11 protein-coding genes are annotated in these 13767 nt (G+C 75.1%); 5 read left to right on the forward strand and 6 right to left on the reverse strand.

Annotated features, from left to right (window positions below; all coding sequences use genetic code 11):
- Positions 1-10 precede the first annotated feature (10 nt).
- The gene (locus AC02VZ_RS20340; protein ID WP_432058380.1) at positions 11-1627 is read left to right on the forward strand and encodes a glycerol-3-phosphate dehydrogenase/oxidase; all 1617 of its coding nucleotides are present in this window, start codon (positions 11-13) and stop codon (positions 1625-1627) included.
- A gap of 361 nt (positions 1628-1988) precedes the next feature.
- Positions 1989-3005, forward strand: a complete 1017-nt coding sequence (locus AC02VZ_RS20345; RefSeq protein WP_476476056.1) for a PAC2 family protein — start codon at positions 1989-1991, stop codon at positions 3003-3005.
- Between the two features lie 72 nt (positions 3006-3077).
- On the opposite strand, the gene mshC is transcribed toward AC02VZ_RS20345, so the two are convergent.
- The 4 genes from mshC to AC02VZ_RS20365 all read right to left on the reverse strand — a co-directional run bounded on the left by mshC (position 3078) and on the right by AC02VZ_RS20365 (position 6575).
- Positions 3078-4307: a cysteine--1-D-myo-inosityl 2-amino-2-deoxy-alpha-D-glucopyranoside ligase gene (gene mshC / locus AC02VZ_RS20350; protein ID WP_476476057.1), complete on the reverse strand. Its 1230-nt coding sequence runs from the start codon at positions 4305-4307 to the stop codon at positions 3078-3080.
- 107 nt (positions 4308-4414) lie between these two features.
- Positions 4415-5248 (reverse strand): SCO1664 family protein, encoded by an 834-nt coding sequence (locus tag AC02VZ_RS20355; RefSeq protein WP_476476058.1) that lies wholly within the window; start codon positions 5246-5248, stop codon positions 4415-4417.
- The gene (locus AC02VZ_RS20360; RefSeq protein WP_362092918.1) at positions 5212-5802 is read right to left on the reverse strand and encodes a DUF3090 domain-containing protein; all 591 of its coding nucleotides are present in this window, start codon (positions 5800-5802) and stop codon (positions 5212-5214) included. Before AC02VZ_RS20360 ends, AC02VZ_RS20355 begins: the two co-directional genes overlap by 37 nt.
- An 86-nt stretch (positions 5803-5888) precedes the next feature.
- Positions 5889-6575, reverse strand: a complete 687-nt coding sequence (locus AC02VZ_RS20365; RefSeq protein ID WP_476476059.1) for a histidine phosphatase family protein — start codon at positions 6573-6575, stop codon at positions 5889-5891.
- Between the two features lie 62 nt (positions 6576-6637).
- On the opposite strand from AC02VZ_RS20365, the gene corA reads away from it, so the two are divergent.
- A complete protein-coding gene (gene corA, locus AC02VZ_RS20370) occupies positions 6638-7633 on the forward strand; it encodes a magnesium/cobalt transporter CorA (RefSeq protein WP_476476060.1) in 996 nt (331 codons plus the stop codon).
- Positions 7634-7715: 82 nt separating this feature from the next.
- Here the strand turns inward: corA and AC02VZ_RS20375 are convergent, their stop codons facing one another.
- Complete coding sequence (locus AC02VZ_RS20375; RefSeq protein WP_432058374.1) at positions 7716-8504, reverse strand: ferritin family protein; 789 nt, start codon at positions 8502-8504, stop codon at positions 7716-7718.
- Between the two features lie 248 nt (positions 8505-8752).
- Positions 8753-9808 carry an LLM class F420-dependent oxidoreductase gene (locus AC02VZ_RS20380; protein WP_432058373.1) on the reverse strand — a complete coding sequence of 352 codons (1056 nt, stop codon included), beginning with the start codon at positions 9806-9808 and terminating at the stop codon, positions 8753-8755.
- A gap of 190 nt (positions 9809-9998) precedes the next feature.
- Here AC02VZ_RS20380 and AC02VZ_RS20385 point away from each other — a divergent pair, with 190 nt between their 5' ends.
- Positions 9999-10985 carry an aldo/keto reductase gene (locus AC02VZ_RS20385; RefSeq protein WP_476476061.1) on the forward strand — a complete coding sequence of 329 codons (987 nt, stop codon included), beginning with the start codon at positions 9999-10001 and terminating at the stop codon, positions 10983-10985.
- Complete coding sequence (locus AC02VZ_RS20390; protein WP_476476062.1) at positions 10982-13345, forward strand: helix-hairpin-helix domain-containing protein; 2364 nt, start codon at positions 10982-10984, stop codon at positions 13343-13345. The genes AC02VZ_RS20385 and AC02VZ_RS20390 overlap by 4 nt, the downstream gene beginning before the upstream one ends.
- Positions 13346-13767: the final 422 nt, after the last annotated feature.

The following is a 13767-nucleotide window of genomic DNA, read 5'->3' on the forward strand; positions in this document are numbered from 1 at the left end:
CACACCCGACATGACCACTCAGTCCACCCTGCAGTCCGTGCCTGCCCTGGGGACGCACCCGGCCTCCGGCTCGAACCCGAGCCGGGCCGAGACCCGGGAGCGGCTCTCCAAGGCGTCGTACGACCTCCTCGTGATCGGCGGCGGCATCCTGGGCATCTCCACCGCCTGGCACGCCGCGCAGTCCGGCCTCAGGGTGGCACTGGTGGACGCCGGCGACTTCGCCGGCGCCACCTCCTCCGCCTCCTCCAAGCTGCTCCACGGCGGTCTGCGCTACCTGCAGACCGGCGCGGTGAAGCTGGTCGCGGAGAACCACTTCGAGCGCCGTGCGGTCTCCCGGCAGGTGGCCCCCCACCTGTCGAACCCGCTCACGTTCTACCTGCCCGTGTACAAGGGCGGGCCGCACGGCGCGGCGAAGCTGGGGGCCGGCGTCTTCGCCTACTCGGCGCTGTCGGCCTTCGGCGACGGCGTCGGCCACCTCCTGTCGCCCGCCAAGGCGGCCCGTGACGTGCCGGAGCTGCGCACCGACAACCTCAAGGCCGTGGCCGTCTACGGCGACGACCAGATGAACGACGCCCGGATGGCCTTGATGACGGTCCGCGCCGCCGTCGAGTCCGGCGCCGTCGTGCTGAACCACGCCGAGGTGACCGGCCTGCGCTTCACCAAGGGCCGGGTCACCGGCGCCGAGCTGCGCGACCGGCTCTCCGGCGACGAGTTCGGCGTGAACGCCCGGCTGGTGCTGAACGCGACCGGACCGTGGGTCGACCACCTGCGCCGCATGGAGGACCCGGCCGCCGCGCCGTCGATCCGCCTGTCCAAGGGCGCCCACCTGGTGCTCAGGCGCACCTCGCCGTGGAAGGCCGCGCTCGCCACACCGATCGACAAGTACCGCATCACCTTCGCCCTCCCGTGGGAGGACATGCTGCTCCTCGGCACGACCGACGAGGAGTTCGAGGGCGACCCGGCGGACGTCGCCGTCACCGACAAGGACACCGCCCAGATACTCGACGAGGCCGCGTTCTCCATCCGCGACCAGCAGCTCGACCGCGACCTGATCACCTACGCCTTCGCCGGGCTGCGGGTGCTGCCGGGCGGCCCCGGCGACACCGCCAAGGCCAAGCGGGAGACGGTGGTGACCGAGGGCCGGGCCGGCATGCTGTCCGTCGCGGGCGGCAAGTGGACCACCTTCCGGCACATCGGCCGCACGGTGATGCAGAAGCTCCAGTCGCTGCCGGGGCACCCGCTGGGCGAGGACTTCGAGCCGGTGGCGTCGCTGCCGAGGAAGCTGCCGCTGCCGGGTGTCGCCAACCCGCGCGCGGTCGCCCACCGGCTGCTGGTCGACGGACCGGCGCCCGGCCCGCGCATGGCGGCGGACACCGCCCGGCACCTGGCCACCCACTACGGTTCGCTGGCGTTCGACATCGCCCGGCTGGCCAACGACGACCCGGCGCTGGCGCAGCGGGTGCACCCGGACGCGCCGGAGATCTGGGCGCAGGTGGTGTGGGCCCGGGACCACGAGTGGGCCGAGACGGCCGACGACGTGCTGCGGCGCCGGACCACGCTGACGATCCGCGGCCTGGCCACGGACGAGGTCCGCAGCCGCGTCCAGGACCTGCTCGACGGGAAGTAGGCCGGAGTCCCGCCGTCGGCGGGATGCGGATCCCGGTCCCGCACGGGGGGCGGGGCCGGCCAGGAGGGGCGGTCCCACGCCGACGGGGGCCGCCCCTCCTCCGTGCCGCCGTCCGCCCGCGGCGCCGTCCCCGGCCGGCTGCCGGCGGCGGTGCTCCGTTCCGGAACGCGGCGTCACCCCGGCGGCTTCGCACGGGAGTTCACTCCCGTCCCCCGGGCGGCGCGCCACCGGGCCACGCGTGTGTCCGGGCGGCTCCCGGGGCAGTCATGGGGGCACTCCCCCCGCACGGGGGCTGCGGGCGTCCCCGCGGCACGCCGTAAGGTTGGGGGGTACGCGAGGGCACGTCGGAAGGAGGCGCTGGGTGATCGAGCTCGAGGGGGTTCCCGAGCTGATCGACCCGGTCATGGTGGCCGCGTTCGAGGGCTGGAACGACGCCGGCGACGCCGCCTCCACCGCGGTCGCGCACCTGGAGCGGGAATGGAAGGGCGAGGTGTTCGCGGCGCTGGACGCCGAGGACTACTACGACTTCCAGGTCAACCGGCCGACGGTGTTCATGGACGGCGGGGTCCGCAAGGTGACCTGGCCGACGACGCGGCTGTCGGTGGTCCGGGTGGGCGGCGACAAGCCGCGCGACCTGGTCCTGGTCCGCGGGATCGAGCCGTCGATGCGGTGGCGCTCGTTCTGCAACGAGCTCCTCGGCTTCGCCCACGAACTGGGCGTGGAGATGGTGGTCGTCCTGGGCGCCCTGCTCGGCGACACCCCGCACACCCGTCCGGTACCGATCAGCGGCACCACGTCCGACCCGGACCTGGCGCGCCGCCTGGACCTGGAGGAGACCAAGTACGAGGGCCCCACGGGCATCGTCGGCATCCTCCAGGAGGCGTGCACGCACGCCGGCGTCCCGGCGGTGTCGCTGTGGGCGGCGGTCCCGCACTACGTGTCGCAGCCGCCCAACCCGAAGGCCACGCTGGCCCTCCTGAACCGCCTGGAGGACCTGATCGACGTGCGCATCCCGCTGGGCGAGCTGCCGGAGGACGCGCGGGCCTGGCAGGTGGGCGTGGACCAGCTGGCCGCGGAGGACAGCGAGGTCTCCGAGTACGTGCAGTCGCTGGAGGAGGCCCGGGACACCGCCGAGCTGCCCGAGGCGTCGGGCGAGGCCATCGCCCGGGAGTTCGAACGGTACCTGCGGCGTCGTGACGGGGCGTCCGGCCCCGCGCCCGGCGGGCACGCCACCGACGGCGGCGAGGGACCGGCCCCCTACCGGCGGGAGAGCCCGGGCGGCCGGGCCCGGCCGGCCAGGCCGCCGAGGCCGGAGACGGAGACCGAGACGGAGAGCGGCGGCGCCGAACGGGACGGCGAGGAGCCGTCGGAGGAGTGACACGGATCAGGGCTCCCCGTCCGCGGACGGGGAGCCCTGATCGCTGCCGGCGCGCCGGACCGCGCGGGCCCGCTACAACGCGACGCCGAGCAGGGCGTCGACGGCGCGGGAGACGACTCCGGGCGCGCCCGCGTCCGTGCCGCCGTCGCTCTCCTGGCGGACCACCCAGCGGTCGACGGCCGCCAGGGCCGCCGGGGCGTCCAGGTCGTTGGCCAGGGCCTCGCGGATCTCCTCGACGAGGGCGTCGGCGGGCGGGCCGTCGGGGCGGGAGACCGCCGCGCGCCAGTGGCCGAGCCGAGTCAGGGCGTCCTGGAGAACCTGGTCGGTCCACTCCCAGTCGGCCCGGTAGTGGTGGGCGAGGAGCGCCAGGCGGATGGCGGCCGGGTCGACGCCCTCGCGCCGCAGGGCGGACACGAAGACCAGGTTGCCCTTGGACTTGGACATCTTCTCGCCGTTCAGGGCGACCATCCCGGCGTGCACGTACGCCGTGGCCATGGGGAACTCGCCGGTGAGCACCTGGGCGTGCGAGGCGCCCATCTCGTGGTGCGGGAAGACCAGGTCGGAGCCGCCGCCCTGGACGTCGAAGCCCATCCCGAGGCGGTCGAGGGCGATGGCGACGCACTCGATGTGCCAGCCGGGGCGGCCCCGCCCGAGCGAGCCGCCGTCCCAGCTCGGCTCGCCCTCGCGGGCGGCCATCCAGAGCAGGGGGTCGACGGGGTCCTTCTTGCCGGGCCGGTCCGGGTCGCCGCCGCGTTCGGCCGAGAGCAGCCGCATGGCGGCGGCGCCCAGGCGGGAGACCTCGCCGAAGTGGGGGTCGGACTCGACGGAGAAGTAGATGTCCCCGTCGACCTCGTAGGCGGCGCCCATCTCCCGCAGCCGCTCCACCAGCGGCACGATGTCGGGTATGGCCTCCACGGCGCCTATGTAGTCCCGCGGGGGGAGCATCCGCAGGGCCGTCATGTCCTCGCGGAACAGGGCGGTCTCCCGCTCGGCGAGGGCCGCCCACTCGACGCCGTCGCGGTCCGCCCGCTCCAGCAGCGGATCGTCGATGTCGGTGACGTTCTGGACGTAGTGGACCTGCCGCTCGGTGTCGAGCCACACGCGCTGCACGAGGTCGAACGCGTTGTACGTCGCCGCGTGCCCGATGTGGGTCGCGTCGTACGGGGTGATGCCGCACACGTAGAGGCGGGCGACGGGACCGGGATCGAGGGTGACGAGGCCGCCGGACGCGGTGTCGTGGATCCTCAGGTCGCGGCCCCGGCCGGGCAGGGCGGGGACTTCGGAAGCGGGCCAGGCATGCATGGAGCGAGCCTAACCGGACCGCAGTTCCGGATACGAACCGGAGCGGGCCGGATGGCCGTGAGGGCCCTCTTGCGCGCGACCGCCCCGACGTGCCCTCCGGCTCCCGGTCACACCGGGGGCCAGGGGATCGCGGGCCACTGTCCGCCCGGCGCCGGGTGCGTGCCGGACGCGAGCAGCCCGGCCACCCGCGCCCGGGTGGCGTCGATCTCCTCGGCGGAGAGCAGCGGTGCGAGCGCCGCGGACAGCGGGCCGTCGTCCGCGAGGGCCCTCCCGAGGCCGGTGAGCACCTCGCGGGCCTCCTCGGTCAGCGGCTCCCCCGCCCAGCCCCACAGCAGGGTGCGCAGCTTGTCCTCGGTGTGGAAGGTGACACCGTGGTCGATGCCGTACAGCCGGCCGCCGGCCGCGGGCAGCAGGTGGCCGCCCTTGCGGTCGGCGTTGTTGATGACGGCGTCGAGCACCGCGAGCCGGCGCAGCCGCGGGTCGTCGGCGTGCACCAGGAGGGCGGTGCCGCCCTCCTCGGTCCCGACGAAGCCGATCGCCTTCCAGCCGGGCTCCGGTTCCTCGCGCTCCACCACGGCGAGCAGCCGGTCCCCGGGGACCGTCTCGACCCACAGCTGGCACATGCCCTCGCCGTGGGGGCCGTCGCGCAGCACGGTGGGCGGCACGAGGTCCCAGCCGGTGGCGGCGGACACGAGATGGGCCGCGACCTCCCGCCCGGCGAGGGTGCCGCCCGGGAAGTCCCACAGGGGGCGCTCCCCGGCGACCGGCTTGTAGACGCAGGCGGCCTCGCGGCCCTCATGGGTGACGGTGCAGTACAGCGCCGTGTTCGACGCCTCGCGGATGCGGCCGCGCACGGTCAGCGCGCCCTCGGCGAGCAGGGTCGTGACGGCGGGGTCGGCGGTGGTCACGCTCCGCGGCGGTATCCGTTCTGGCGCGGACATACGTGTCCTTCCGGGTCGAGCGGGAGGCTGCACAGCGGGCACGGCGGGCGGCCGGCGTTGACGACGTCCAGGGCGCGCTTGGCGAAGGCCCGGGCCTGCGCCCCGGTGAGGCGGACCCGCAGCATCGGGGGCCCGTTCTCCTCGTCCTGGAGCATCCGCTCCTCGGCCTCGGCGAGGTCCTCCTCGGACTCGGCGTCGAGTTCGACGAGGGCCTGCGCCTCGACGATCATGCGCTGCTCCTCGCCGTCCCAGGCCAGCGCCATGGTGCCGACCCGGAACTCCTCCTCAACCGGAGTCCGGAGCGGGTCGGTGTCCGGGACGTCGGCGGGGGCCACGGCGGGGACGGGGGCGTTGCCGCCGCTCCGGCGCAGGACCTCGTCGAGCAGTTCGTCCATGCGCTCGGCGAGCGCCGCGACCTGGGTCTTCTCCAGGGCCACGCTGGTCACGCGGGAACCGGCTGAGGCCTGGAGGAAGAACGTACGGCGCCCTGGCAGTCCGACCGTACCGGCCACGAAACGTTCCGGCTGGTCGTAGAGGAACACCTGACGGGACACGTCCTGTCTCCATTGAGAGTGGTGGGCACGGGCGTCGGTTCATGGGGACCACGGCTGCGACCGCTTCACCCTACTGCGGCCGACGATCACGGTGCGCCCGCACCGCCCCCGACCGGGGCGTCCTCGGCCGGGGACTCCTCGCGCGGCGCCAGGGAGGCGAAGTCCCCGGTGTCGCCCAGGCGGACGAGGAAGGGGCGCAGCCGGGTGTAACGGATCGCGGTGATGGAACACGGTTCAACGGTGATCCGCTGGAAGAGGTCGAGATGAAGTCCGAGTGCTTCCGCGACGAGGGACTTGATGATGTCCCCGTGCGAACACATGAGGTAGACGGCGTCGGCGCCGTGCTCGCGCTCCACACGCGCGTTCCACTCCCGCACCGCCTCGGCGGCGCGGGTCTGCATGGCGCGCAGGGACTCCCCGCCGGGGAAGGCGGCCGCCGAGGGGTGCGCCTGCACCACCTCCATGAGGGGTTCGTCCGTGAGTTCGGCGAGTTTGCGTCCCGTCCAGTCGCCGTAGTCGCACTCGCCGATGCGGTCCTCGGTGTGCGCGGTGAGGCCCGGACGGGCGTCGAGCAGCGGCCGGACGGTCTCCTGGCAGCGCTGCAGCGGGCTGACGACGACCTCGCTGAGCGGGAGTTCCGCCAGGCGGGCGGGCAGCGCGGCGGCCTGCTCGGCCCCGCGGTCGTCGAGGGCCACGCCCGGCGTGCGGCCGGCGAGCAGTCCCTCGGTGTTGGCGGTGGAGCGTCCGTGCCGGACCAGGAGCAAGGTGGGCATGCGGCCCAGGGTAGGCGCACGCACCGGTGTGGTGCCGTGCCGGTGAAAGGGGAATGCGGTCCGTGATCGTCGACTGTGCGGTGTACCGGGAGGGGCGGCGGACGAAGGCGCCCGGGGACTTCTCCGACGCGCTGGAGCAGGCGCGGGCGGCGGGCGGCTTCGTCTGGATCGGGCTGCACGAGCCGGACGCGGACGAGTTCGACCTGGTGGCGCGGGAGTTCGGCCTGCACCCGCTGGCCGTGGAGGACGCCCTCAAGGCCCATCAGCGGCCCAAGCTGGAGGTCTACGACGACTCGTTGTTCGTGGTGCTCAAGCCGGTCGCCTACGAGCCGGAGAGCGACACGGTCTCCTCGGGGGAGGTCATGGTCTTCCTCGGTGACGGCTTCGTGGTGACCGTCCGGCACGGCGAGGGCGCCCCGCTGGCGGCCGTGCGGGACCGGCTGGAGCACGAACCGGAGCTGCTGGGGACGGGGCCGACGGCGGTGCTGTACGGGATCGCGGACGCCGCGGTGGACCACTACCTGGAGGTGGCGGCCGAACTGCAGAACGACCTGGAGGAGCTGGAGACGGAGGTGTTCGACCCGGAGGACGAGGGGTCGAAGGACACCGCCTCGCGGATCTACACGTTCAAGCGGCAGATCCTGGAGTTCCGCCGGGCGACGGGCCCCCTGACGATGCCGATGACGCGGCTCGCGGGGGACGGGGCGTTCGGCGCGGGCGTGCCCTTCGTGGCTGCCGAGGCGCGGCCGTTCTTCCGCGACGTGCAGGACCACCTCACGCGGGTCAACGACTCGGTGGACGGGCTGGACCGGCTGGTCTCGGACATCCTGTCGGCGCACCTGGCGCGGATGAGCGTGCGGCAGAACGACGACATGCGGAAGATCTCCGCGTGGGCCGCCCTGGCGGTGGTGCCCACCATGATCGCGGGCATCTACGGCATGAACTTCGAGCACATGCCCGAACTCCGGTGGGTGGGCGCCTATCCCGTGGTGCTGCTGTTCATGGTGGTGCTGGAGGTGCTGCTGTACCGGACGTTCAAGCGGCGCGGGTGGATGTGACCCGGGCGGGCGGACGGCGGGCGGACGGACGGGCCCGCCCCCCCCCGGGAGGGGCGGGCGGGCGGCGGGCGGTGGCCGGCCGTCAGGCGAACTCCGGGACGGGGCTCGCCGACCCGCCCAGGGCGTCGCGGCGCTCCGGCATCGTCAGCGAGACCATGCGGCGCCAGCCGGCCAGGCGCTCGTAGGCGTACAGCGCGCGGATCCCGGCGGCCAGGAGGGCGGACCGGGCGCGGGACCAGCCCAGGATGCGTCCCATGTGGGCCATGACCGCCAGACCGACGTCCCGGTGGACGGCGATCTCGGCGAGCGCGCAGGCGCGCAGGGCGCGCTGGATGGCGCGCCCGTGGCCGGCGCGGGCGAGACGCAGGAGTTCCTCGTGGCAGTAGGCGAGGTGGTTGTCCTCGTCCCGGGAGATGACGCGGACCGCGCGGCCGAGTTCCGGGTGGTCGGCGAAGTGTGTGAGCAGCAGTCCCATCTGCTCGGACGCGCGCTGTTCGGTGACCCGGCTGTGGGCGAGGTAGGTGACGATGTCCCCCACGGTGAGCGCCTCGTCGCGCCGCAGCCGGGAGTGGGCCAGGCCGATGCCCCGCCGCTCCAGCAGCATCGTGTAGTCGGCCTCGGGCGGGACGGGGACGGGGTCGACGCCGCGCTTCCTCATCAGGGCGCGGAAGATGCGGCCGTGCTTGTCCTCGTCGGCGCCGTGCCGGGCGATCCTGGGAGCGAGCTCACGCTGCTCCTCCGGCACCAGTGCGGCGATCCGGGCGTTCTCCCAGCCGCCCTGTGCCTCGCCGCTCGCGGCGATCGAGCAGAACAGGGCGAAGGACTCGTCGTCGTCGAGGATCTCCTGGAACAGACTCCGGGCCGACAGCATCGTGACCACCTCTTCCGCGGGCTGGCAGGAGTCGAGTCAACTGCCGGGGCGCGGCGGGCCGCAACAGGTGCACCGGGCGACTGCGCCGTTCGGGGGACGGGCCGGGTCCGGGGCCCCGGCGGGCGCGGGGGTGCCGGGTCAGGTCACGCCGAGGCGCCTCGGCCGTAACCGTGGCGCCCCGGGGGCGTTGTACCGCGTGACGGCCGTGGCGGGGAAGACCCCCGAGCCCCCACCACGGCCGTGGGGCTTCAGCCGAGGCCGGCCCGCTCCAGCGCCTCCGTGCCGGCGCGCAGGGACGCGAGGCGCTCGTCGAGCGTGAAGCCGGCCGGGGCGAGGGTGAGGGTGGTGACCCCGGCGGCGGCGTAGGCCTTCATCCGGTCGGCGATGCGGTCGACGGAGCCGAGGAGCGTGGTCTTGTCGATCAGGTCGTGCGGGACGGCGGCGGCCGCGCCCTGCTTGTCGCCGGACAGGTACTTGTCCTGGATCTCGGCGGCCTCCTGCTCGTAACCCATGCGGCGGGCGAGCTGGTTGTAGAAGTTCTGCTTGCGGCTGCCCATGCCGCCGACGTAGAGGGCGGTGTACGGGCGGAAGGTGTCGGCGAGCGCGGTGACGTCCTTGTCGTCGCCCACGGCGAGCGGGACGGTGGGGCAGATGTCGAAGCCGTCGAGGGTCCTGCCCGCCTTCTCGCGGCCCGCGCGCAGGTGCCGCACCGCGGTCTCCTCCAGGTGCTCGGCCGCGGGGAAGATCAGCAGGGCGCCGTCGGCGATCTCGCCGGTCTGCTCCAGGTTCTTGGGGCCGATCGCGGCGATGTACAGCGGGATGTGCTCGCGCTGCGGGTGCACGGTGAGCTTGATCGGCTTGCCGGGCCCACCGGGCAGCGGGAGGGTCCAGTGCTCACCGTCGTGCGTCAGCCGCTCGCGGGTCATCGCCTTGCGGATGATCTGGACGTACTCGCGGGTGCGGGCCAGCGGCTTGTCGAACTTGACGCCGTACCAGCCCTCGGAGACCTGCGGGCCGGAGACGCCGAGGCCGAGGCGGAAGCGGCCGCCGGAGAGGGAGTCGAGGGTGGCGGCGGTCATCGCGGTCATCGCCGGCTGACGCGCGGGGATCTGGAAGATGGCCGACCCGACGTCGATGCGTTCGGTCTGGGCGGCGACCCAGGTGAGCACGGTGGCGGCGTCGGACCCGTAGGCCTCCGCGGCCCAGCAGACCGCGTAGCCGAGGCGGTCCGCCTCCTGCGCCACGGCGAGATTGTCCGCGTCCATTCCGGCGCCCCAGTAGCCGAGGTTGATCCCGAGCTGCATGACCCTCTCCCCTTACCGATGAGTAACGTCGCTTGTCCGCCGACCCTATACCGCCGGCGGCCGGGCGGGCGTGCGCGCGAGCGCCTCGCGCGGCCGGTCCGGGAGGCCGCCCGACCGGCTCCGCGCGCCTGTGGAAATCGTTGTCCACAGGCCCCCACTTCGCCGTCCCCGGCCAGTAATCTCGGCGTCCATGGAGCAGAGGCATCTCGGCCGTACCGGCCTGCGTGTGTCCCGGATCGGGCTCGGGACCCTGACCTGGGGTCGGGACACCGACGAGCACGACGCCGCGGACCTGCTGAAGACCTTCTGGGAAGCGGGCGGCACCCTCGTCGACACCGCGGACGTGTACGGCGACGGGGAGTCCGAGTACCTGCTCGGCAAGCTGATGGACGGCCTGGTGCCGCGCCGGGACCTGGTCATCTCGACCAAGGCGGGCAGCGTCCGGGACCCCGACCGGCGCTTCGACGGCTCCCGCGGCCACCTGCTCTCCGCCCTGGACGCCTCACTCGCCCGGCTCGGCACCGAGTACGTGGACGTCTGGCACGTCCACGCCTACGACCCGCACACCCCGCTGGAGGAGACCCTCCAGGCGCTCGACACGGCGGTCGCCAGCGGGCGGGCCCGGTACGCCGGGGTGTCCAACTTCTGCGGGTGGCAGCTGGCCAAGGCGGCGACCTGGCAGCTGGCCGCACCGGGTGCGCGCACGCGGCTGGCGAGCACCCAGATGGAGTACTCGCTGCTGCAGCGCGGCGTGGAGCGGGAGGTGCTGCCCGCCGCGCTCGACCTGGGGATCGGGCTGCTGCCGTCCTCCCCGCTCGGCCGGGGCGTGCTGACCGGCAAGTACCGCAACGACGCCACGCCGGCGGACTCGCGCGGCGCCTCGGAGCACCTGGCGCCGTTCGTCGCGCCGTACCTGGACGACACGGCCGCCCGCATCGTGGACGCGGTGACCACGGCTGCGGACGGTCTCGCGGTGACCGCGCTCCAGGTCGCCCTGGCCTGGGTCCGCGACCGGCCCGGGGTGACCGCGCCCGTCGTGGGGGCGCGCACCGCGCAGCAGCTGGCGGCGGCGTTGTCAGTGGAGGCGCTTAGTCTTCCTGACGAGATCTGCCGGGCGCTCGACGACGTGTCGGCTCCCGTGCACCGCTATCCCGATCACGACTGGAGCACGCTGTGAGCACGGAGCCGTCCAAGACCGCTCAGGACACCGGGCCGGGGACGCCGGGCGGGGCGGACACCGGTCGGCAGACGGACGCACCGGCCGCCGGGGAGCACGACCCGGGGACGACAGGGACGACCGCGGCGGACGCCCCGGAGGCGGTCCCCGAGGGCGGGGACGTGCCGAAGGGGGAGACCGCGGCGGACGGACCGTCCGGCGAGGGCACCGCCGCCGAGGGGGCGCAGGAGTCCGAGGGCGCGCAGGTGCCCGAGGGCGCGCAGGTGCCCGAGGGCGCGCAGGTGCCCGAGGGTGCGCAGGCCGCACAGGTGTCGGAGGCCGAGGCGGAGCTGCTGGCGCAGCGGGCCGAACGGGAGCGGATCGAGCGGCGCAAGGCGCAGAAACAGGGGCCGGTCGAGGCCGGGGCGAAGCTCAGCGGGACGGCGGCCGACCTGCTGGCCGCCGTGCGGGCCGTGGAGAGCGGGGCCCGGCCGGTGCGCGCCACGGTGTTCGAGGAGGCCGAGCCCGCGCCCCGGCGCCCGTCCCCCGAACCGGTGCGCCGGATCCCGGTGACGGCGCCCGCCGAGGCGGCGCCCACCCCCGAGGCCGTCGGCGCCGTGCGGGAGGTCCTGCTCCGGGGCGGCGCGCCCGGGGCCCTGGCCGAGCCCGCGGCGGCCGTGCTGGGCGCGGGCGCCGCCGAGACACTGCGGGCGGACCCCTGGCAACTGCTGCGGGTCGCCGGGGTGCGGCCCGACCAGGCCGACGGCTTCGCGCGGGCCCTGCTCGGCCCGGAGACCGGACCGGACGACGGCCGCCGTGGACGGGCGGTCACCGTCTGGCTCCTGGAGCAGGCGGCGACGGCCGGGCACACCGCCCTGGAGCTCCCGGCCCTGACGGCCGCGCTCGCGCGGCAGGGCGTGCCGGACGCGGAGACTGCCGTACAGGACGCGATCGCGGAGGCGGACGTCCTGGTCTTCCAGGACGCCGTGGACGACGGCCGGGAAGCACCGGCCCCGGCCGCGGGGACGGCGGACGACGGCGAGAGCCCGGAGGACGGGGAGGCCGGCGAGGGGCGTCCGGTCCGCGTCCTGGTGGGTCTGGAGCGGTACGCGCTGGCCGAGGAGAGCCTGGCCGACGGGCTGGCCCGGCTGGTCGGCTCGGTGCCGAAGCAGGACGGTTCCGCCGCCGACTGGGAGCGGGCGGCCGGCTCGGCCGAGGGCGCCGCGGCCGACCTGATCCGGGCCGTCGCCGGACACGGCCTCGTGCTGCACACCGGCGGCGCCGCCTCGGCCGCCGAACCGGCGGCACTGCTGCGGGCCGCGCGGAGCCTGGGGCTGCGCGCCTGGGCGGCCACCCACGGCCCCGCCGGCCGGGACTCCCTCGCCGCGCTGCTGGGCGGATCCGGCGGCGCGCAGGACTCCGGTGTCACCACGGTCGGCGGCCTGCTGTCCGGCGCCGAGGGCCCGGGCCGGGACACCGAGGGAAGCCTCGCACTGGACCTGCTGGTCGTGCTCGACGCACCGCAGCTGGACGTGGAGACGGCCGCGCTGCTCACGGAGTCGCTGCCGGACGGGGCCCGCCTGGTGCTGGCCGGGGACCCGGGCGTGCTGGGATCGGCCGGCCCGGGCCGGGTGTTCGCGGACCTGCTGGCGTCGCGGATCTGCCCGCAGGTGGCCTCCCGGCGGCCCGACCCCGGCCCGCTGGGCGAGCTGGTCTCGGGCATCGGGGCGGGCGAGCTGCTCCAGGTCGAGGCGCCCGGCAAGGAGGTCGTGATCGTGCCGGTGCGGGACGCGGGCGAGGCCGTGCACCGCACGGTGCAGCTCGTGGTGGACTCCGTGCCCCGGGCGATCGGGGTTCCCGCCGAGGAGACGCAGGTGATCACCCCGGGACACGGCGGCGCGGTCGGCACCCAGGCACTGAACGCGGCGCTCAAGGAGCGTCTCAACCCCGGCCCCGGCCGCTTCGGCGGCTTCGACCCCGGTGACCGGATCGCCTACTCCCCCGCCCCCGGACGCACGGTGCCGGGCCGGGTCCTGCGCGCCGACGCCGAGGGGCTGCACCTGTCCTGTGCGGGCGAGACCGTGATCGTGCCGAGGGAGAGGGTGGAGCGGTCGGTGCGGCACGGCTGGGCGCTGACCGCGCACCAGGCGGTGGGCTGCCGGTGGCCCGCGGTGGTCGTGGTGCTGCCCGGGGACGCCGCGGGCCTGCTGAGCCGTCCGTGGGTCTACACCGCGTTCGGCAGGGCGGAACGGCACCTGTCGGTGGTGCACGGCGTCGAGCAGGCGCTGCCGCGCGCGGTGGCCGAGGTCCCGGCGAAGCCGCGCACGACCCGGCTGCCCGTCCTGCTGGCCCCGCAGGAAGCGGCCACGGCGGACGGCTGAGTCCGGGGCCGTCTTCCCGGGGGGTACCCGCACCCGCCTCGCGGACGCCGCACGGGAGACCCGCCGCGGGTGCGCGCTGTCGCCGCACAGCTGCGGCGGCCTCGGCGCCGGGGGGCCTGACGTGGGTGACGGGCGACAGGCGACAGGTGCCGGACGGCGGGCGCCCACGGCTCACGGCCCACGGCTCACGGCTCACCGCCGACGGACGGCCGCCGGCGCGTCGGCGTGCCTCCCTCCGTCACTCCACGAGCGGCTGACGCCGGCCCGCAGGCGGCACACGGACGCCCGAGTCAGCCGGCTGTACGGGTGGCCCGGGGCGGCACCCTCGCGCGGGCGTCCGGGCCCGGGCATGGACGCCGCCGACGCCCCCGTCCCGGCACAGGCCGTCGCGGCCCCCGGCACGCACCCTCGCAGCCTCCCTG

It is taken from the genome of Streptomyces sp. 3-6 (assembly GCF_056323165.1).